This is a genomic window from Staphylococcus equorum, assembly GCF_001747895.1.
Taxonomy (GTDB): domain Bacteria; phylum Bacillota; class Bacilli; order Staphylococcales; family Staphylococcaceae; genus Staphylococcus; species Staphylococcus equorum_A.
The window spans coordinates 51,829-71,020 of sequence record NZ_LNNB01000012.1; the positions used below are offsets into that span (position 1 = coordinate 51,829).

At 31.4% G+C, this 19,192-nt stretch carries 24 protein-coding genes, 1 pseudogene and 1 riboswitch; of the genes and pseudogenes, 17 read left to right on the forward strand and 8 right to left on the reverse strand.

From position 1 onward, the window contains the following. Nucleotides 1–7: 7 nt before the first annotated feature. Nucleotides 8–421: a general stress protein gene (locus AST02_RS06660; RefSeq protein ID WP_069816691.1), complete on the reverse strand. Its 414-nt coding sequence runs from the start codon at nucleotides 419–421 to the stop codon at nucleotides 8–10. 227 nt (nucleotides 422–648) lie between these two features. Beyond that, nucleotides 649–751: riboswitch (purine riboswitch) on the forward strand. Between the two features lie 250 nt (nucleotides 752–1,001). Here AST02_RS06660 and xpt point away from each other — a divergent pair. The 7 genes from xpt to AST02_RS06695 all read left to right on the forward strand — a co-directional run bounded on the left by xpt (nucleotide 1,002) and on the right by AST02_RS06695 (nucleotide 9,037). Further along, nucleotides 1,002–1,583 (forward strand): xanthine phosphoribosyltransferase, encoded by a 582-nt coding sequence (gene xpt, locus AST02_RS06665; RefSeq protein ID WP_069816693.1) that lies wholly within the window; start codon nucleotides 1,002–1,004, stop codon nucleotides 1,581–1,583. Continuing rightward, nucleotides 1,580–2,848 carry a xanthine permease PbuX gene (gene pbuX, locus AST02_RS06670; protein ID WP_069816695.1) on the forward strand — a complete coding sequence of 423 codons (1,269 nt, stop codon included), beginning with the start codon at nucleotides 1,580–1,582 and terminating at the stop codon, nucleotides 2,846–2,848. The genes xpt and pbuX overlap by 4 nt, the downstream gene beginning before the upstream one ends. 35 nt (nucleotides 2,849–2,883) lie before the next feature. Beyond that, complete coding sequence (gene guaB, locus AST02_RS06675; RefSeq protein WP_069816697.1) at nucleotides 2,884–4,350, forward strand: IMP dehydrogenase; 1,467 nt, start codon at nucleotides 2,884–2,886, stop codon at nucleotides 4,348–4,350. A gap of 21 nt (nucleotides 4,351–4,371) precedes the next feature. Beyond that, nucleotides 4,372–5,913: a glutamine-hydrolyzing GMP synthase gene (gene guaA, locus AST02_RS06680; protein ID WP_069816699.1), complete on the forward strand. Its 1,542-nt coding sequence runs from the start codon at nucleotides 4,372–4,374 to the stop codon at nucleotides 5,911–5,913. 459 nt (nucleotides 5,914–6,372) lie between these two features. Next, the gene (locus AST02_RS06685; protein ID WP_069816701.1) at nucleotides 6,373–7,842 is read left to right on the forward strand and encodes a hypothetical protein; all 1,470 of its coding nucleotides are present in this window, start codon (nucleotides 6,373–6,375) and stop codon (nucleotides 7,840–7,842) included. Nucleotides 7,843–8,075: 233 nt separating this feature from the next. Continuing rightward, the gene (locus tag AST02_RS14595) at nucleotides 8,076–8,408 is read left to right on the forward strand and encodes a DUF1430 domain-containing protein (RefSeq protein WP_370736928.1); all 333 of its coding nucleotides are present in this window, start codon (nucleotides 8,076–8,078) and stop codon (nucleotides 8,406–8,408) included. Then, nucleotides 8,405–9,037 carry an ATP-binding cassette domain-containing protein gene (locus AST02_RS06695; protein WP_069816704.1) on the forward strand — a complete coding sequence of 211 codons (633 nt, stop codon included), beginning with the start codon at nucleotides 8,405–8,407 and terminating at the stop codon, nucleotides 9,035–9,037. The genes AST02_RS14595 and AST02_RS06695 overlap by 4 nt, the downstream gene beginning before the upstream one ends. 297 nt (nucleotides 9,038–9,334) lie before the next feature. On the opposite strand, the pseudogene AST02_RS14600 reads toward AST02_RS06695, so the two are convergent. The 6 genes and pseudogenes from AST02_RS14600 to AST02_RS06705 form a co-directional block, all read right to left on the reverse strand. Then, a pseudogene (locus tag AST02_RS14600) lies at nucleotides 9,335–9,542 on the reverse strand (halocin C8 precursor-like protein); the annotation flags it as partial. A gap of 98 nt (nucleotides 9,543–9,640) precedes the next feature. After that, a complete protein-coding gene (locus tag AST02_RS14335; protein WP_176723016.1) occupies nucleotides 9,641–9,787 on the reverse strand; it encodes a hypothetical protein in 147 nt (48 codons plus the stop codon). Further along, nucleotides 9,784–10,032 (reverse strand): hypothetical protein, encoded by a 249-nt coding sequence (locus tag AST02_RS06700; RefSeq protein ID WP_069816707.1) that lies wholly within the window; start codon nucleotides 10,030–10,032, stop codon nucleotides 9,784–9,786. Before AST02_RS06700 ends, AST02_RS14335 begins: the two co-directional genes overlap by 4 nt. Nucleotides 10,033–10,059: 27 nt before the next feature. Continuing rightward, on the reverse strand, nucleotides 10,060–10,218 hold the full coding sequence (locus AST02_RS14085) for a hypothetical protein (RefSeq protein WP_256092387.1): 159 nt from the start codon (nucleotides 10,216–10,218) through the stop codon (nucleotides 10,060–10,062). Nucleotides 10,219–10,273: 55 nt separating this feature from the next. After that, a complete protein-coding gene (locus tag AST02_RS14340; protein WP_176723017.1) occupies nucleotides 10,274–10,444 on the reverse strand; it encodes a hypothetical protein in 171 nt (56 codons plus the stop codon). Between the two features lie 42 nt (nucleotides 10,445–10,486). After that, nucleotides 10,487–10,825, reverse strand: coding sequence for a hypothetical protein (locus AST02_RS06705; protein WP_069816709.1), 339 nt, complete (start codon nucleotides 10,823–10,825; stop codon nucleotides 10,487–10,489). 146 nt (nucleotides 10,826–10,971) lie between these two features. On the opposite strand from AST02_RS06705, the gene AST02_RS06710 reads away from it, so the two are divergent. The 5 genes from AST02_RS06710 to cspD all read left to right on the forward strand — a co-directional run bounded on the left by AST02_RS06710 (nucleotide 10,972) and on the right by cspD (nucleotide 12,714). Beyond that, nucleotides 10,972–11,166: a hypothetical protein gene (locus AST02_RS06710; RefSeq protein WP_069816711.1), complete on the forward strand. Its 195-nt coding sequence runs from the start codon at nucleotides 10,972–10,974 to the stop codon at nucleotides 11,164–11,166. A 34-nt stretch (nucleotides 11,167–11,200) separates the two neighbouring features. After that, nucleotides 11,201–11,401 (forward strand): hypothetical protein, encoded by a 201-nt coding sequence (locus AST02_RS06715; protein WP_069816713.1) that lies wholly within the window; start codon nucleotides 11,201–11,203, stop codon nucleotides 11,399–11,401. Nucleotides 11,402–11,533: 132 nt separating this feature from the next. Further along, nucleotides 11,534–11,917 carry a phosphate-starvation-inducible PsiE family protein gene (locus AST02_RS06720; protein WP_256092389.1) on the forward strand — a complete coding sequence of 128 codons (384 nt, stop codon included), beginning with the start codon at nucleotides 11,534–11,536 and terminating at the stop codon, nucleotides 11,915–11,917. A gap of 69 nt (nucleotides 11,918–11,986) precedes the next feature. Beyond that, a complete protein-coding gene (locus AST02_RS14345) occupies nucleotides 11,987–12,145 on the forward strand; it encodes a hypothetical protein (protein ID WP_176721514.1) in 159 nt (52 codons plus the stop codon). A gap of 368 nt (nucleotides 12,146–12,513) precedes the next feature. Then, a complete protein-coding gene (gene cspD, locus AST02_RS06725) occupies nucleotides 12,514–12,714 on the forward strand; it encodes a cold-shock protein CspD (RefSeq protein WP_002506017.1) in 201 nt (66 codons plus the stop codon). 117 nt (nucleotides 12,715–12,831) lie between these two features. Here cspD and AST02_RS06730 read toward each other — a convergent pair whose 3' ends face one another. Beyond that, nucleotides 12,832–13,995, reverse strand: coding sequence for an MFS transporter (locus tag AST02_RS06730; protein WP_069816717.1), 1,164 nt, complete (start codon nucleotides 13,993–13,995; stop codon nucleotides 12,832–12,834). 114 nt (nucleotides 13,996–14,109) lie between these two features. Between AST02_RS06730 and AST02_RS06735 the strand changes: the two genes are divergently transcribed. The 5 genes from AST02_RS06735 (at nucleotide 14,110) to AST02_RS06755 (ending at nucleotide 19,027) form a co-directional block, all read left to right on the forward strand. After that, entirely contained in the window at nucleotides 14,110–15,000 is an 891-nt protein-coding gene (locus tag AST02_RS06735) for a LysR family transcriptional regulator (protein WP_069816719.1), read from the forward strand. A 469-nt stretch (nucleotides 15,001–15,469) separates the two neighbouring features. Beyond that, complete coding sequence (locus AST02_RS14350; protein ID WP_069816722.1) at nucleotides 15,470–15,727, forward strand: hypothetical protein; 258 nt, start codon at nucleotides 15,470–15,472, stop codon at nucleotides 15,725–15,727. 299 nt (nucleotides 15,728–16,026) lie between these two features. Beyond that, nucleotides 16,027–16,596, forward strand: coding sequence for an RNA polymerase sigma factor (locus tag AST02_RS06745; protein WP_069816724.1), 570 nt, complete (start codon nucleotides 16,027–16,029; stop codon nucleotides 16,594–16,596). Next, nucleotides 16,586–17,404, forward strand: coding sequence for an anti-sigma factor (locus tag AST02_RS06750; protein ID WP_069816727.1), 819 nt, complete (start codon nucleotides 16,586–16,588; stop codon nucleotides 17,402–17,404). Before AST02_RS06745 ends, AST02_RS06750 begins: the two co-directional genes overlap by 11 nt. A 147-nt stretch (nucleotides 17,405–17,551) precedes the next feature. Continuing rightward, on the forward strand, nucleotides 17,552–19,027 hold the full coding sequence (locus AST02_RS06755) for a Mur ligase family protein (RefSeq protein WP_069816729.1): 1,476 nt from the start codon (nucleotides 17,552–17,554) through the stop codon (nucleotides 19,025–19,027). The last annotated feature ends 165 nt before the right edge of the window (nucleotides 19,028–19,192 follow it).

Below are 19,192 nucleotides of genomic sequence, written 5' to 3' on the forward strand. Positions count from 1 at the left end.
TGCATCTTTACGATTTTGGGCCGTTTGATTCTTCGGCATAATGATGCCCAACAACTGATTCATCTTCATAAGCAGCATTTGTTTTTTCTACTTCTTCATGTGAAGAGGTATCTCTCGCAGCTACGATAATGTATTTATCGTTTAGTATTTCCTTTTTATAATGTTCTTTTTCATCATCTGTAATATCATAGTGAGATAAGACAACTTCTTCACCGTCTTCACCAGTCATAATCTTAGCGACTTTATCACTAAATGATCCGCTTGTTGCTATTAAACTCACTTCGGAATTATGTAATTCATCAATATGGAGTTTTGTTCTAGATAAAACGGATAGCTCTGATTCATCGTATCCTTCAGAAACTTTTTCTTTAACTTTTTGTAATAATTCTTCTTCATTTTGTACAATTGTAAAATCTGTCATGTAAAATCCCTCCAGCCATTGTTTTAATGATTATTAAGTATTTACCCAGTTCACATATAGATAAAACGAATACAACTTTATTATATAACGGAATGATAACTCTGACAAACATCATTTTATCGCCATAGAAAACGTTTACAAATTCGAGAAAAAAGTAATAAAAAGGTCGTTGTGAAGCGCTTACTTGTAATATGTGTATTGAAAATAAAGCTAAAATTTGCTATCATCAGTTAATAATTTATCTAACTCATATAATCTAAAGGATAAGGCTTTAGAAGTTTCTACCATGTCGCCATTAACGATATGACTATGGGTAACCAATACAATACATAAGTAATTCGAATTCATATGTTTTAAATCGTAAGAAGACGTACACGTTTTAGAACACTTATCGCTACTGTTGTCACAAATCTAACCTTTTTACATATAATTTGGGAAATGAATGTGAAACAACCAACTTGGGCAACATGAGTTATAAGTTGAAGAAGGGCTTCTTCTCGTATTGCAAGTTCACTCATAGATCCTGAAACTAAGTTAGTTTAGGACTTTTTTTGTACACAAAATGAGGAGGTTTTTTCGAGTGGATTTGTTGAAACAGAAAGTAGAAGCAGATGGTGTCGTTATTGATGAGAAGATTTTGAAAGTGGACGGATTTTTAAATCATCAAATCGATGCAAGGTTAATGTACGATGTAGGACAAACGTTTTATGAGCAGTTTAAGGACGAAGGTATTACTAAAATATTAACAATAGAGGCTTCAGGTATTGCACCAGCTATCATGGCTGCAATGCACTTTGATGTACCGTGTCTATTTGCGAAAAAAGCAATGCCGAGTACGTTAAAGAAAGATGTATATCAAGCAGATATCCATTCATTCACAAAAAACACGACAAGTACGGTCATTGTTTCAAATGAATTTTTAGGTGAGCATGATCGCGTATTAATCATAGATGACTTTTTAGCGAACGGCGATGCATCACTTGGTTTAAACGAAATTGTAGAAAAAGCGCATGCAACTACGGTCGGTGTTGGCATTGTAGTAGAGAAAAGCTTCCAACCCGGAAGAGAGCGATTAGAACAAGCAGGTCTTACAGTTTCATCACTATGTAAAGTTGCTTCTTTAAGTGGAAACAAAGTAACGTTTCTAGGGGACGAAGCATGAAGACCTTTTTCTTAAGCTTACAACATTTATTGGCAATGTATGCAGGAGCCATCCTAGTTCCTATTATCGTTGGAACAAGTTTAGACTTCTCTCCAGAAGAAATTGCATTCTTAGTTACAGTAGATATTTTTATGTGTGGTGTAGCTACATTTTTACAAGTTTGGAAAGGTACTGGTACAGGATTACCTATTGTATTGGGGTGTACATTCACTGCAGTAGCACCGATGATTTTGATTGGTCAGACAAAAGGTATTGGTGACTTATATGGTTCACTATTTTTATCAGGTATCTTAGTTGTTGTTATTGCGCCATTCTTTTCGCATTTAGTGAAGTTATTCCCACCTGTTGTAACAGGTAGTGTCGTTACGATAATAGGGATTAACCTAATGCCAGTTGCAATGAATTATTTAGCTGGCGGAGAAGACGCAAAAGATTATGGTGATGCTACGAATATTATGCTTGGTGCGACGACGTTAATTATTATTTTGATAGTTCAACGATTTACATCAGGTTTTCTAAAATCTATTGCTATTTTAATAGGATTGGTTGCAGGGACGATTTTAGCTTCGATATTTGGTATTGTAGATGTGAAGCAAGTTGGAACAGCGCATTGGTTTGCGTTACCACAACCATTTAGGTTTTCAACTTTCAGCTTTGACTTAGGTGCGACGCTTGTATTTTTCATTGTTGCATTAGTCAGCTTGATAGAATCAACAGGTGTGTATCATGCATTAAGTGAGATTACAGGTAAGAAACTAGAACGTAAAGATTTCCGTAAAGGCTATACTGCAGAAGGTATTGCGATTATATTAGGGTCAATTTTTAACGCCTTCCCATATACAGCGTATTCTCAAAATGTTGGGTTAGTATCGTTATCAGGTGCTAAAAAGAACAATGTGATATATGGCATGGTTATATTATTGATTATTTGCGGATGTATTCCTAAATTAGGTGCATTGGCGAATATGATCCCACTTCCAGTATTAGGTGGTGCCATGATAGCTATGTTTGGCATGGTTATGGCATATGGTGTTAGTATATTAGGTAATATTAATTTTAAGAATCAAAACAATTTGTTAGTAATTGCTGTATCAGTTGGGCTAGGAACGGGTATAAGTGCAGTACCTCAAGCATTTGAAGCATTAGGTGAACAGTTTGCATGGTTAACTCAAAATGGTATTGTACTTGGCGCGATTTCAGCAATTATTTTGAATTTCTTTTTTAATGGTATAAAGAGTCAACAAAATACGGAAGTTATGAAATAATAACTATAAAACAAATAATAGGAGGCTGTACCAGTATGTGGGAAAATAAATTTGAAAAAGAATCTTTAACTTTTGACGATGTGTTATTGTTACCAGCAGAATCAGATGTTTTACCGAAAGAAGTAGATTTAAGTGTTCAATTATCAGAAGGCGTTAAATTGAACATTCCTGTGATTTCAGCGGGTATGGACACAGTAACTGAATCGAAAATGGCGATTTCAATGGCTAGACAAGGTGGACTTGGTGTAATCCATAAAAACATGCACATTGAAGATCAAGCAGACGAAGTTCAAAAAGTAAAACGCTCTGAAAATGGTGTTATTTCAAATCCATTTTTCTTAACACCTGAAGAAAGTGTTTTTGAAGCGGAAGCATTAATGGGTAAATATCGTATCTCAGGCGTACCAATTGTTAACAGTAAACAAGATAGACAATTTGTAGGTATTATTACAAACCGTGATTTACGTTTTATTGAAGATTTTTCAATTAAAATCTCTGATGTGATGACTAAAGATGGACTTGTTACAGCACCTGTTGGTACAACATTAGACGAAGCTGAAAAATTATTACAAAAACATAAAATCGAAAAACTACCTCTAGTAAAAGAAGGGCGTTTAGAAGGTTTAATCACAATTAAAGATATTGAAAAAGTACTTGAATTCCCATATTCAGCTAAAGATGCACACGGTAGATTATTAGTTGGTGCAGCAATTGGTATTGCTAAAGACACAGACATCCGTGCTAAAAAATTAGTTGAAGCTGGTGTAGATGCGTTAGTTATAGACACAGCGCATGGCCATTCTAAAGGCGTATTAGACCAAGTTGCACATATTAAAGAGCAATTCCCACAAGTAACATTAATCGCTGGTAACGTAGCTACTACTGCAGGTACAAAGGCGTTATATGATGCAGGTGCAGATGTAGTTAAAGTAGGTATTGGCCCAGGTTCAATTTGTACAACACGTGTTGTAGCAGGTGTTGGTGTACCTCAAATTACAGCTATCTATGATTGTGCTACAGAAGCACGTAGACAAGGCAAATCAATTATTGCTGATGGCGGTATTAAATTCTCTGGTGACATCATCAAAGCATTAGCTGCTGGTGGACATGCGGTAATGTTAGGAAGCTTACTCGCTGGTACTGAAGAAAGCCCTGGCGCAACAGAAGTATTCCAAGGTAGACAATATAAAGTATACAGAGGCATGGGTTCATTAGGTGCTATGGAAAGTGGTTCAAATGACCGTTATTTCCAAGAGGACAAAACACCTAAGAAATTCGTTCCAGAAGGTATTGAAGGCCGTATTGCTTATAAAGGTTCATTACAAGATACAATTTATCAACTTATGGGTGGCGTAAGATCTGGTATGGGTTATACTGGTTCAAGAAACTTAGAAGCACTAAGAGAAGAAGCACAGTTTACACGTATGGGACCTGCTGGACTAGCAGAAAGTCACCCACATGATGTTCAAATTACAAAAGAATCACCAAATTATTCATTCTAAGTCAAAGGAGATTTAAAAGTTATGGAAATGGCGAAAGAGCAAGAGCTCATACTTGTTTTAGACTTTGGTAGCCAATACAACCAATTAATTACACGTCGTATTCGTGAAATGGGAGTGTACAGTGAATTACACGACCATGAAATGAGTATGGATGAAATTAAAAGTTTGAACCCTAAAGGTATTATCCTTTCTGGTGGACCAAATTCAGTTTACGAAGAAGATTCATTTACAATTGATCCAGAAATATATAATTTAGGTATTCCTATTTTAGGTATTTGCTATGGTATGCAACTTACAACTAAATTATTAGGTGGAAAAGTTGAGCGCGCTAATGAACGCGAATACGGTAAAGCAGTTATTAATGCTAAAACGGATGAATTATTCTTTGGTTTACCAGAAGAACAAAATGTTTGGATGAGTCATTCGGACAAAGTAATTGAAATTCCTGAAGGCTTTGAAGTCATTGCAGATAGCCCAAGCACACGTTATGCAGCTATCGAAGATAAAGAACGCCGCATTTATGGCGTGCAATTCCACCCAGAAGTACGTCATACAGAATTCGGTAACGATTTATTACGTAACTTTGTACGTCGCGTCTGTGATTGTACAGGCGAATGGTCAATGGAAAACTTTATCGATATTGAAATTGAAAAAATCCGCAACCTCGTTGGCGATCGTAAAGTCCTTTCTGCAATGAGTGGTGGGGTAGATTCATCAGTAGTTTCAGTATTACTACACAAAGCAATCGGTGACCAATTAACATGTATCTTCGTAGACCATGGTCTTTTACGTAAAGGTGAAGGCGACATGGTAATGGAACAATTTGGTGAAGGTTTCAATATGAACATTATTCGTGTGGACGCACAAGAACGTTTCATGAGTAAACTAAAAGGTGTATCTGACCCAGAACAAAAACGTAAAATCATTGGTAATGAATTCATCTATGTATTTGATGACGAATCATCTAAGTTAGAAGGCGTAGACTTCCTAGCTCAAGGTACATTGTATACAGATGTTATTGAATCAGGTACGAAGACTGCACAAACAATTAAATCACACCATAACGTTGGGGGATTACCAGAAGATATGGATTTCCAATTAATCGAACCAATCAATACATTGTTTAAAGACGAAGTACGTGAATTAGGTATCGAATTAGGAATTCCAGAGCATTTAGTATGGAGACAACCGTTCCCAGGTCCTGGACTTGGTATTCGTGTGCTTGGCGAAATCACAGAAGATAAACTAGAAATTGTACGTGAATCTGACGCGATTTTAAGACAAGTTGTACGTGAAGAAGGTCTTGAACGTGAGATTTGGCAATACTTCACGGTATTACCAGGCATCCAATCTGTAGGTGTTATGGGAGACTACCGCACGTATGATCACACAGTAGGCATCCGTGCTGTAACTTCTATTGATGGCATGACAAGTGACTTCGCACGCATTGACTGGGAAGTCTTACAAAAGATTTCAAGTCGTATTGTAAATGAAGTAGACCACGTCAACCGCGTCGTCTATGACATTACATCTAAGCCACCAAGCACAATCGAGTGGGAATAATAGTATAGAATGATGCCCCCTTAGGCCATAGGCTTAAGGGGGTGTTTTTTATTTTAAATAAAGTGCTAGAAATATTTCTTCATAATAATTCCTATGCTACTAATATCTTAAAAATTTTAAGGTATTAGTAGCATATTTTTAATTGAACTTCTTTTTATCTCCATCTAATATAAAGAAAATTTAATCTTAGGCAATAAAAAATAAATAAACATAAAGATTTGTAGATATTTTCTAAGGGATAAGTATAATTTAAGTTAAATATAGAGAAATGTGTAACTTAGAATGCAGCCTAAATTATGAATGAAGGGTGGACTAAAATGGAAAAAACCGGGGGATTTTTCATATGGCAGAATAGTGAAAACTTTATATGGTAATAAAGTATATTATGATCACAAATAATAATATTTAGCCCACTAAGATTATTATTCTTAGTGGGCTTTTTATAAGGAGATAGAAGTTGTGAAAAGGATTTTAATAATATTAGCAGTAGTGATTTCACTCACTTTAAATTTTATTATTATCGACACTTATAAGTCACTTTCTTTTTATAATACTGTAGCAAAAGGAAATGAGAAAATAGAGTTTTTATTCACTCAAGAAAAGAAAAAGTATACTGACGAAGCGTTAGAGTATTTCAATAAACTGTCAAAAAAATACAACACTAAAATTACAAAAGTCACATACATAAATAATGATGAAATCGTTATAAATACTAATGATGAAAAATTGAAAGCTATGGCAAACACCAATAATAAGATGATGATATTTGATAGTAAGTTACATATTAAAATATATGCTCTAGAAGATACAAAATTATCAGAGAATGGCACTTATTATTTGTCAGGTAGTAAAAATAATACTGAAAAAGTTAAAAATTTGATAGAAAAAAATGTAGGTCATATCGAAGAAATGGATAATAGTAGTGAAGTTTACTTAAAAATAGACCAATTTAGTTTAACCCTATGTTCACTTTTAATTTTGATATATATGACAGTGTTACATCATTATTTAAACAATAATAAAAGTAACTATAAAATATTATATGATTTAGGATATGTAAGATATAGAATCATCTTGGCTATTATTAAATCATTTAGAACACAGATGCTCTACTATATTCTCCTTAATATATTACTTACACTATTGATGTATATATTAATTTATAAAGATTTTCAGTTGTTAAATGTGATAGGTATTATTTTATTAACTACTTTAATCATACTATTACTGTCTTTAATAATTATAGTAATAATCACTTATATATTTGGAAAGGATTTTGCTAAAAATAAAAAGCATAGTAATAAATTAATTATGATGTACACCTATATGCTATTAACAATTGTAATAGTTGTATTTTTAGTGCTATCTACTCAAAGTTTAATTAATAATTATAGCGAATATCAAAGACAAAAACTTTCTTGTGAACACTGGACACAAGCCGAGAACACCTATAAAACCAACGTTATGGATAGAGGTCAGCTGAAAAATAGAAAGTTAGATATAGAAGTTAATAAGAAGTTTAAAAATTACTATAACAGTAACGAGAATAAAGGGTTTATTATTGATACTATTAAATTTCTTGAGGTTGATGGAGAGCCATTATATGTAAGTGGTGAAATAGAAAATTATAATATCGATCCAGCTGGCAAAACAATTACGATAGACCAACGATTTTTGAAAGACCATCCACAATATACTCAGGAAAATAAAAATGTATTAACTAAAATGATATATAAAGATAATACGCAGAATATCATAGTTCCAGTAAAGTATAAAAGCTATGAAAGTGAAATTAAAGACAATTTCAAAGATGAGTTCACTTTCAGAAAAAATTTATTTAAATATAAAGGAGAAGCAAATGAAAGTTTAGATGTAATATTATTTGGACGAAAAATAATTCCTCTTACTTTACCTATGACGCTCAAATAGGAGGAGAAAAAAATACCATTATAGATCCTATTGCAATAGTTGAAAGTGGAAAAACACATGAAGAAAATTTTGAACCATATTTTTCTCAATCTTATATGTTTAAGAGTATGTTAGATCATCCATATAAAACAATAGAATCGGGATTGAAAAAATATAAATTAGATAACTATATTCCTACAGTAAGTTCGGTGTTCGATTCTAAAATAGAATTTATAAATGAACTGAAATCAAAAATGTATAAATATACTTTTTTATCGGGATTAACAGCATTAATTTATATGATAGTAAGTATCACTTTTATAAACCTTTATTTTAAATCGTATCAATATGTTATTTTTCTTAAACGAAATTTAGGCTATAGTTATTTTGAAATTCACAAATGGGTTTTATTCTTTTTGTGCTTGGTTAATTTCTTTATAGGCCTATTCCTTAGTAAAGGCTTAAATCAAATAGCAATACTATTTTATATAATTTTACTTATAGTTCACTCTACTGTGATAATGCATTCATTTAAAAAGTTGAATAAAGAAAATATAAATCAAGTATTGAAGGGGAAAAAAGAATGATAAAACTTAATCATATTAATAAATCTTTTGATGGAAAAGTAATTTTCGAAAAATTTAGCGTCGTTATTGAATCAGGAGACTTTGTAATCATTAGAGGAGCAAGTGGTAAAGGGAAATCAAGCTTATTAAATATTATTGGATTACTTGAAGCTCCAGACTCAGGAGAAGTATTATACAACGGCGTTGTAGTGAAAAATGAAAAAACGAAATTAATCTATAAGCGTAAAGATATATCATACGTTTATCAAAATTATGGTCTGCTTGAAAATGAGACAATCCTTAAAAATCTCACTTTGCCATTAAATGTTTCGAAAAAAGAGATAACTAAATTAAAAAGTGTAATGAAAAAAGTTGGTTTGCAAGATCTATCTTTAAAAACGAAAATTTACACATGTAGCGGCGGTGAACAACAAAGAATTGCTATCGCAAGAGCAATATTAAAAGAACCGAAATTAATTATTGCGGACGAACCTACAGGTAATTTGGATAGAGATAACAGTGATAATGTAATAAATATATTTAAAGCGTTAAATAAGCAAGGCATAACTATAATAATGGCGACACATGATAGCAATTATTTTGGTGTTGGAAATAAAATCATAAATTTAGACTTATCAACATCATGCTAATCGAAGCGTGCTTGAGTAATTTGATCACTATTAAGCGAGAGACATAAATCAGTTTAAAACTAATTGTGGGCATAGTTCTCGCTTGTTTTGGTGCATATTTAGCATTAAAGAAAAAAGGGATTGCCTGATTTAGATAATTCCAAAAGCAACAAAAGGGCGACTGTTATTAGAGTCGCCCTTTTAAAGTAAAAGTGTTTTGATTTATTTTTGATTTTTAAAATACATTAACGTTATGACTATAGAGTATACAAATAGGAATATTATGATAAACATCGCCATAGTAAAACCTCATTTCTTTCATCTACAAATATAGTTTGTCGCGCCTATACACCCTAATGAAGTAATTAAGCCACATATTGTTGCCATGCCAAAGGGTAATACCTAAAGTAATAGCAGCAGTCCAACAGCCTCTAGCACCACCACTTCCACAATGTGCTCCTACTATCCATTCAAACCAACCTCGTTCTTTGTGAGGTAAATTTTTATAAGAGTCAGTTTCAATTTCCTTGTAAATTAATGAAGTGGTTACCGTTATGTTTTATAAATGTTTTTCTTGTATTAATCATAGTACCCGGTTTGTCTTCATCAACGAAAATACCATCATTAATCACTCCTACTCTTTTTCTCAAATCCACAAAATATACATATGAAAAAGGCAACAAATACTGATGGTACAAATAGTGATACTACTAAAAGTGGTGTAGACATGAGTAAATAGTTATAATCATATTTATATTTACCAAAATTCATACATATCTTCCATTTTGTTTATTCTGCTTGTTTTGTTTTTTATAATTCATGTAGGCATTAATATCTAACGTTAACAATGATGTGAAAAATATTAATGCGATTATAGATGTAACTATATAAGCTGTATTATCTTTAGTTATTATGGTGTATATTGCAAATACAATGAAAATTAAAGGTACCGGAAAAGGTTTTAAAAATATCGTCCTAACATCCTTAGTATTTGATTGAGAATCGCTATATTTCATGAAATTCCTCCTGTGTAATTGGTAGTATTATTTCTCATAATTTTCTATAGTAGTGCCATCTTTCTTAACATGTTTACTGTTAGCGCTTAGTAATAATATCGTATTACAAACAAAGACAATTGCTAATACGATTAAAGCTGTTGATTCACCTATATTCGTGAAATCTAATATGGATAGGATAATCAAAATGTTAATTGTCCTGTATATACAATGCATTGCTCATTTTAATTTCTGATAATTTTTATAAATTAGAAACTTTCGTTTTACTATAAAGTATGCCGACGCCAAAGCCGCTATAACCTATTTGATAATCGAATTTAATAATCTCAATATATGGATTTTCTGTTAAAAATTCATTCACCTTTTTATTTAATCCTTTTTCTGTCATTGCAGTAAAATTTATGAATTTCATAATTGTATCAATCCTTTTTTTATTTTATGTATTCTTATTTTATTACTCGCCAGTAGAGTATTTTTTCCTAACACCTAAATAATTTACGACAATTAATATAAAAGTTGCAGCTAAAAATATAATTTCAGGATAGTTCATGAAAAGGCTGCCTTTGGTATCCCAAAAACCAAAAAGTCGAAATATAAGTATGAGTACTAAAATATAAACTAGCCAAACGCAAGTTCTAGCTAAAATTTCAATGAATATTTTCTTTTGTCTTTTGTCATATCGGCTATTATTCTTGTTATTATCCACAACTTCACTTGGTAAATACTTGCCTGTTATCACAGTCCAAATTGATGAAAATATCAAAATAGCAATGAAGAATAAAAGTAATTTCAAAATAGGATCTCCTTATTAATTAATCAACAATATAAGTATAATCCATTTTGTATTGCTTTTAAATATATTATCAATAAAATATACATGACAAAAAAATTTTATGTTAGTGTATTGTTAAAAGAATTAAACACCAAGGAGATGTATTGATGAAGAAAGAAGAGAATCTAGACACGGGTTTTATGATTTCTAGTATTATAAATATCTTTCTTGTATTAATCATAGCTTTTGGTTCATCTTCATTAAGTATGCCATTATTAATTATATTAGTAATAATCACCATTCTAAATGCAGGTTACCTCGTTTATAAAGCTATGAACATAAGAAAAAAACACAATAATTAAGCTTACATATCATTATAAAAAGGGAGATATATCTATGATTATCACAATCTTAATTATAGTTTTGTTCGTTAATTTGCTAGAAGCATTGTATTTATTAACAAAGTGCTGGCATTTAAAGAAAAATAATGCGCCAGATAAAGAATATAAAAAAATGATTGATAAAGTAGCACCAATATTGAGTTGGACAATGATTATTTCGGTAATATTGTTAGTGGGTACATTTATAGTTGCTTAGCCGAATTATAAATTTTATTTATAAGGTTTTATATGATGTATTTTAAGATATAAATGTTAAAATAGACGTCCTCATACAAGTGTTTGTATGAGGACATTCTCAAGTTAAGGAGATTTATTAATATTGAACAAAGTGATAGATTATTTCACTAAAGCACTTTATTTTTGTTTAAACCTCTGTATTGCAATATTAGGAGTTATATTAGTCGTATTTTTATTTCAAGAATGTTGGGGTATGATTTATACCTTTATAGAAAATAAAACGGTGAAGTATAATTATGTCGTAGAGAAAATGTTGATTGCTTTCATGCATATCGAATTCATACTGTTAATCATACAATATTTCAGAAAGAATTATCATTTCTCATTACAATTTTTTATTTACGTAGGAATTACGGCAGTGATTCGATTTATTATTGTAGAGCATTATAATGCAATTGAAACATTGCTTCTTGCAGTGACAATTGGTGTATTAATATTTTGTTTACACTTATTGAAACGCTATTCATTAGATTAAAAATTACGACGCAGATTTTGTGACTGAAATACTAATATGCATTTAGAATGCCAAAAGGGAGTTTTATAATTGATAAAGAAGGTAAAAAGTACGTTAAGTAAATATGTAAAAAACGGTAAATTAGAGCAAGGCTTGTATAAAATAAGTGATAAACTTAAAAAGAAAACTGGAAAAGATTATTCAAAATATGTTAGTAAAATAATGGACCAATTACGTAAAAGAGTATAATAAAGTCTGAAAATAGAGTCATTTGAAACAATGGAGCACACTTAATAGCGTGTCTTCATTGTTTTTTGTAGTGAATCTATTTTCTAAACAGCGATGTGATGAGTGATCATATTAATGAGAGGCATAGTGTACGCAGGTTTAATTGAAAATAAAATGAGTCGAGCAACACAATATATTCGTATCAAAGATTAAAAATTAAAATTAAATTAGAAATAGGGGTGTACAAAATGAGTATAACTCGTTATAATAGGTATTAAGTAATTTAGTTCGTGAAATTGATTTGTAGTTTTATTCTTTTGAATTTACTCCTTTTGATTTTTTAAGACAGATTACAAATATTAGTGCAAAAGCACATGGAGGAATTTAATATGAATAACGGTACAGTTAAATGGTTTAATGCAGAAAAAGGTTTTGGTTTCATCGAGGTTGAAGGTGGAAACGACGTATTCGTACACTTCTCAGCAATCACTCAAGAAGGCTACAAATCATTAGAAGAAGGCCAAGCTGTTGAATTCGAAATCGTTGAAGGCGACCGCGGTCCTCAAGCAGCTAACGTTGTTAAATTATAATAACGGCTAAAAGACGAGTATAACTCGTCTTTTTTTTATGCCTAAATTTAAATTTCAAAATGAATAATGAAAGTATCAACATAAAATCCCTTAATCTAGATAGATTAAGGGATTTTATTATGAAATATTATCTTGTTTTTTAAAACTTTTATTTCTAATTAAGATAAACAAGATATTAATGACACAGGCTAAGATACCAACCATAATGACATAATTAGATCCTAGTGTAGTGATAAATATACCACCAATAAATGTACCAATCGTGGTTCCTGAATTTACAGCTGATAAAAATATACCATTGGAAAGATCTGGTGCATCAGGAGCAGATGAAGTAATTACGTATTGTGTGATATTTGCAGAAATTCCAGCTAATGTACCCCAAAATATTGAAATGATAGCCATTGGGATAAGGAAAGAGCCTAAGCCAAACATTGATATATATATAATAATTAACGCAAACGGTAGTAGAAAAATTGCTGTTTGTGGAATAGAAGTTAATACTTTTCCCGCAATAATATTTCCTAAAATGTTGGATATACCATATAGGAATAAAATTATGGATACATAGTGACTAGGCGCTTCTGTCACAATATTTAAGTAATCGGTTAAGTAACTGTAAACACCAAATATAGCAGCATTAAATAGTATAGAAATGATGATGGACATCCATGTTAAAGGCCTTTTTAATACACTAAGTTGTGTGCCGTAAGTCACAGATTTTTTTGTTGGCATTTTAGGTATAAAGATTAATGTTAAAATCAAAACGATTATATTAACCAGTGCAAAAAATGATAAAGCGATAGACAAGTTGAATTGAGTTGCTAAGAAATTAACGATAGGTACACCTACAACCATGCCTGCAGAAACACCAATAAATACGCGAGCTACAGCCTTAGGTGCATCTTTAGAATTGACCGAATCAGACGCGACTGAAAAAGCTAAGGCAATATATACTGGGTGGAAAATGGCTGGAATTACTCTAGCAATTAATAAAATAGTAAAACTTGTAGTGAATACTGAAATGATATTACTAATTATAAAAATTAAAAGCACAATAATCATTACTTTTTTTCTTTCCAATTTAGATAATAATAAAGGCATAATTGGACCTGATATTGCTATGCCAATAGCAAAAATGGAGACGAGCCAACCTGCAGTTGAAGTGCTAACACCAAAACGTTCAGCAATTTGAGGTATTAATCCGATGAAACCCATCTCAGTATTTAAGATACCAAAAACACCAATAGTTAAAATGAGTATAATTAATTTATTGTTTTTCACTATGTACCTCCTACAAAACTTTTATAATAAAAGTGTAAAGGGTATAAGTAGTTATAACAAATACTTAATTGTAATTATTAGATATGCTTAAAATGCATAATGAGGAGAAATGTAATGGAATTAAAAACCCTATATTATTTTGTCACGATTGCAAAAGAAGAGAGTATAACACGTGCTGCTAACACATTGCACATTACACAACCAACTTTATCTAGACAAATTAAAGATTTGGAAAGTGAACTAGGTGTCAAACTTTTTAAAAGAAGCAACCACAGTATCTATATTACAGATGAAGGGCTGTTACTAAAAAAGAGAGCTGAAGAATTATTAGAAATGTCTCAACAAATACAAGAAGAATTTAAATTTATTGATAAAAACATTGAAGGTAATGTCTATATAGGTTGTGGTGAAACTAAAGGAATGCAAGTAATAGCTAATGTTTTTAAAAATATTCAATCAATGTATCCTGATATTCATTTTCATATATATAGTGGTAATGCAGAAGATATTGAGAGTCGGTTAGATAAAGGATTGTTGGATTTTGGGGTATTTATCCAACCAGCAAACTTAAATAAGTATAAAGCATTAAATTTACCGTCTTCAGATCATTGGGGGGTGGTAGCTAAAAGTGATAGTACCTTAGCACAGCAAACTTGTGTAACTAAGGAGGATTTATTAACGAAACCGTTAATTTGTTCCAGACAAGTTTTAGATACAACGATTTCTAAAAATGAATTTGCAGATTGGTTTGGTAGTAGTTTTGAAGCACTGAATATTGTAGGTACTTTCAATTTAGCATATAACGCTGGATTAATGGTCAAAGCTGGCATAGGGTATGTCATCACTTTGGATAGTATTATCAATACTTCTATTGAAAACAAACTTAGCTTTGTACCACTAAAACCGAAATTAATAGCAAAACATAATATGGTATGGCGCAAAGACCATACTTTTTCTAAGGCAGCGCAACTTTTTTTAGAAAAAGCGACGGAAATTTGTCAGTAACTTATTAGGATTTGAACCAAATTATTTTTCGTTTAATTGACGTATATATATAGTGAATATGATTTTGAAGAAGATTATATGATAAAAATTGAAATTCATCTACACCAAGAATCATGGTAAAAAGAAGTTTGAAAGAGGAAAATAAAAAGTGTGGAATTTTTAAAAATGAAGTAATTGATATACATCATATACACATTTTTCAACTTGATCACTCATTATAATATAGAGGGCTACTGTGATGGTAAGCATGTTTCGAAAAATGATTAAAACAAGATAAACTAGTTTGCTATTTGAAGCTATAAGTCATTTCAAAAACTGAAAAGCACTTACTATCATGAATAACTTAAGATGAGTTATATGTAAACATTCCTTTTGAAAATTTATATTACAAGGAATGTTTTTTTGCAGTTTAATATCGACTTGTAGTTAGAACTTAACTTAGTTTCTCACAACATCGAGGCTTGTATTGATGATGAATAGAACAAGCAATGTAAGCGTAAATGCGCCTATAAATGCTGTGATTAAGAAATACATACTTGGTGCTATTAATAAAGATGTGCCTATAAATGCGCCTAAAACACCTGAAATCAGACTGACAATAACAGTGGGAATTGAGTTACTCGTTAACCAAAGCGATAAACTGATGCCTACAATAGCACCTACGATTAGTGTAAGAATGATACTCATCAAAATCCCTCCAGTAGGTTATGATTTACGTCCAGTGTAACACCTATTTATAGACAATCTAGTACGAAGGCTTATAGTATTATTACACTTGTCAGTTAACTAACAAGTGTACAACCACTTTTGTAATGAAATGCTTGAGCTATTAGTGGTAATGTGAATAATAGGTTAAAAATAAAAGGGGAAAAGGAAATAACTCTAATTATTTAGCGATATTATAAAAAGATTCTTGAAAGTTAAACTTTTAACGAATAACTTTCGTATGTTTATTGAATACATATGTAAATATACATATAGGATAGGTATTTCTAGATACTGAATTTAAACTAAGGAGGGGACGGCATGATAGATGAAAATGATCTTTATAGATCAATAATCGATAAAAAGGACAGCGAGAGTTTAGAAATCCTATATGATCGATATGAGTCATTGTTATTTAATTTGGCTTACAAAATCACAAAAGATGTTCAATCTAGTGAAGAAGTTTTGCAAGATGTTTTCATGAAAATTTGGAATCAAAAAGCTATATTCAAACCAAATAAAGGGAAAATGTCGACTTGGCTTATTACGTTATGCCGTAATAAATCTATTGATATGTTAAGAAAGAATAAACATATTGAAAATGAGTTTGATGAGGATTTTCAAGGAATACAAAATGATCATCTACCAGAATATGACTTATTGGATAAGGAAGTGTCTGAAGAAATTAAAAAAATGATTTCACTTTTAAATAAAGACCAACAAAAGATTATTTATTTGTTTTATTATAAAGGTTTGAGTCAGCAAGAAATTGCTGATAAACTACAAACTCCACTGGGCACTGTTAAGAGTAGAATGAGGCTGTCAATTAAGCATTTGAACGATTATTCCAAAAAACATTTAAGAAGGGAGCGTGGAGAAAATGAAAGATAATAAAGTTGATAAACTATATGATTATTTCAATGACAATCTGAGCGAAAGTGAAAAAGAGCAAGTTGAACAAGAATTAGATTTGTCATCTGAAAGCCATGAGACTTTAGAAGACCTAAACGTTCTTCACGATTCACTTCCTTATAGTAATAAAGAAATTGAACCGCCAACAGGTATGAAGAAAAGAATTTTAACGTCAGTGCTAGATGAAGAAAACAATTCAAACGAAGAAGCAGAAAAAGAACAACAAGAAGATGAACTTGATACAACAAGTGCAAATAATAATCATGAAAATCAACAAATAGCGCATTTTTCAAAACACAAAAAGAAAAAATCTAAAAGTGTTATTACCAAGCGTGTATCGATAGGCGTTATAGTAGCGCTATTGTTCTTATCTATTATAGGTAATGGCGTGCAATACTTTGGATATAAGGCATCTCAAAACCAATCAGCTTCTATGATTAATACGAATGATGCGAAAGCAATAAACTTAAAGTCCATGTCTGGGGACGAAGTGCAAGGGCAAGCCTATCTGTCTGACTCTAGTAGTACAAAAGATAGAAAATTAATGGTTGAAGCCAATGATATTGAAGCAACAAAAGGTAATGAAGTTTATCAAGTGTGGATATTAAAAGGCGAGCAAGCACACCCTGCAGGCACGTTTGCGAGTGCGAATGATAAAGGTATGGTTGTTTTTGACTTAAGTAATGTAGATGTTGATAAAGAAGATAAAATAGCCATTACACTAGAACCATCACCTAATAATAAGCAACCTAAAGGACAAATGATTATGTCTAGTAATGAAATTTAACTAGGTTTTAATTTAGAAAAAATGATTTTGAAAGGATCACAAATTAATGTGATCCTTTTCTTTGGTTTATACGTATACTTTATAATTACTTTTTTAATATGCATATTTAAGTATTATAAAATAAACGATAAATGTTGGGTGAATATAATGAAAATAACTGTTGAAGACATATTATTAACAATTGGAGAAAATATAGTTAAGCGTTCATTAAGCGTAAAAGTGAAGCCAGATAAGACCTGTAAAAAAATTACGTCAATGTATCAAGATATTCAGCAAGATACAATATTTATGTTGAAGCGTTCGGACAATACGGTTTATTATGCGGAACGTGCAAATGAAATGAAACCATTGATAATGATTACAGATGCGTCTCCGTCTACATTTAAAGATTTCGAATTTAATATGCCCGTTATTTATATCAATGATTTTCCTGAAGTGGCTAATCAATTAGTGAAGTTATACTATGGAGGCGCCATTGACGCTTTAAATTTTATTGCAGTGACGGGCACAAACGGTAAAACAACAACCTGTCATATGATTGGGAATTTATTAACACAGTTAGGTAAAAAAGTAGCTATCATTGGTACGATGGGCGTGTTCGATAGTCATTATAACAAAATGAAATTTAACCATACGACGCAAACGACGCCGATGTATTTTGAAATGGGAGAAATCATAGATTATTTTTATCGTGAAAATTATGATTATATTGTTTATGAAGCAACCTCTATTGCTTTAGAACAAAGGCGCATAGACTTCATTCAAAATGAGTTAGCAGTATTTACTAACTTTAGTCCGGAACATCTTGAATATCATGGCACAATGGAAAAATATTTAAATGCTAAGTTAAAATTGAATGATTTAAGTAAGGTGAATTTAGTGAATTGGGACACGCTTGAATATAGAACCATAGCAAAAGATAATTTATATTTTTCAAATCAAGAAGAAACATATTATCAATATCATGCGAAAAATAATTATATTGATATTGTCATCGATGGAGTAAAGTATCGTGTTCATCCTACTTTTCAGGGCGGCCATAACTACATTAATTTAGCGACGAGTATGTTTGCATTGCATAAAATAGGTTTTGATATTGAAGACATTATTCAAGCAGCTCATGTAATTGGTTCACCTTTACATCGTTTTCAAATTATTAATATAGGTGCATATACGATTATTTTAGATTTTGCGCATACAGCTTTAGCAGTTAGAGAATCAGTAAACAATGCTTTAGACTATACAGACAGTATAGGTAAAAAATTAAATACGATGATTACTGGTATAGGCTTAAGAGGTTTTGATAAAATTGCTTTGACTGTCGATGAGCTTCCTGATGGGGTGCATAAGTTGATGTTGGCTGCAGAGCAAGTAGGGTATGTAGATCCTAAACTTATCATCAAATTTATGAATCAACATTTACCTGATTGTTATAAAAAGCGTGTTGTTTTAAATGGATGTTCGAGAAAAGAAGGTATACGAGAGCTGCTATATGCCACAGATAGCAATAATGAGGTTATCCTACTTACTGGCATTAATGAACCACAGAACTTTAAAGGGAGTAAGTATGAACACGATGACCAATCATATATAGAGGAAATACTACAAATGGATGTTATTTAACTGAATTGGCTGTGTTGTTGCGTACACTTTCTATGGGCACATCCTCACCTTGTAGTCTTTGGTGAGTGTTTTTTCCATTGGAGTCGGTCTTATAAACTGCTATCATTTCGTAATTATTAATATAACCACATTATAATTTATTATATAAAGCACAAAAAAGGACCT

What these genes read in the sequence shown, in the direction of transcription:
- AST02_RS06660 (WP_069816691.1), bottom strand. Translation starts at nt 421, where the DNA reads ATGACAGATTTTACAATTGTACAAAATGAAGAAGAATTATTACAAAAA.
- pbuX (WP_069816695.1), top strand. Translation starts at nt 1,580, where the DNA reads ATGAAGACCTTTTTCTTAAGCTTACAACATTTATTGGCAATGTATGCA.
- guaB (WP_069816697.1), top strand. Translation starts at nt 2,884, where the DNA reads ATGTGGGAAAATAAATTTGAAAAAGAATCTTTAACTTTTGACGATGTG.
- guaA (WP_069816699.1), top strand. Translation starts at nt 4,372, where the DNA reads ATGGAAATGGCGAAAGAGCAAGAGCTCATACTTGTTTTAGACTTTGGT.
- AST02_RS14595 (WP_370736928.1), top strand. Translation starts at nt 8,076, where the DNA reads ATGTATAAATATACTTTTTTATCGGGATTAACAGCATTAATTTATATG.
- AST02_RS06695 (WP_069816704.1), top strand. Translation starts at nt 8,405, where the DNA reads ATGATAAAACTTAATCATATTAATAAATCTTTTGATGGAAAAGTAATT.
- AST02_RS14335 (WP_176723016.1), bottom strand. Translation starts at nt 9,787, where the DNA reads ATGAATTTTGGTAAATATAAATATGATTATAACTATTTACTCATGTCT.
- AST02_RS06700 (WP_069816707.1), bottom strand. Translation starts at nt 10,032, where the DNA reads ATGAAATATAGCGATTCTCAATCAAATACTAAGGATGTTAGGACGATA.
- AST02_RS14340 (WP_176723017.1), bottom strand. Translation starts at nt 10,444, where the DNA reads ATGAAATTCATAAATTTTACTGCAATGACAGAAAAAGGATTAAATAAA.
- AST02_RS06710 (WP_069816711.1), top strand. Translation starts at nt 10,972, where the DNA reads ATGAAGAAAGAAGAGAATCTAGACACGGGTTTTATGATTTCTAGTATT.
- AST02_RS06715 (WP_069816713.1), top strand. Translation starts at nt 11,201, where the DNA reads ATGATTATCACAATCTTAATTATAGTTTTGTTCGTTAATTTGCTAGAA.
- cspD (WP_002506017.1), top strand. Translation starts at nt 12,514, where the DNA reads ATGAATAACGGTACAGTTAAATGGTTTAATGCAGAAAAAGGTTTTGGT.
- AST02_RS06735 (WP_069816719.1), top strand. Translation starts at nt 14,110, where the DNA reads ATGGAATTAAAAACCCTATATTATTTTGTCACGATTGCAAAAGAAGAG.
- AST02_RS14350 (WP_069816722.1), top strand. Translation starts at nt 15,470, where the DNA reads ATGATGAATAGAACAAGCAATGTAAGCGTAAATGCGCCTATAAATGCT.
- AST02_RS06745 (WP_069816724.1), top strand. Translation starts at nt 16,027, where the DNA reads ATGATAGATGAAAATGATCTTTATAGATCAATAATCGATAAAAAGGAC.
- AST02_RS06750 (WP_069816727.1), top strand. Translation starts at nt 16,586, where the DNA reads ATGAAAGATAATAAAGTTGATAAACTATATGATTATTTCAATGACAAT.
- AST02_RS06755 (WP_069816729.1), top strand. Translation starts at nt 17,552, where the DNA reads ATGAAAATAACTGTTGAAGACATATTATTAACAATTGGAGAAAATATA.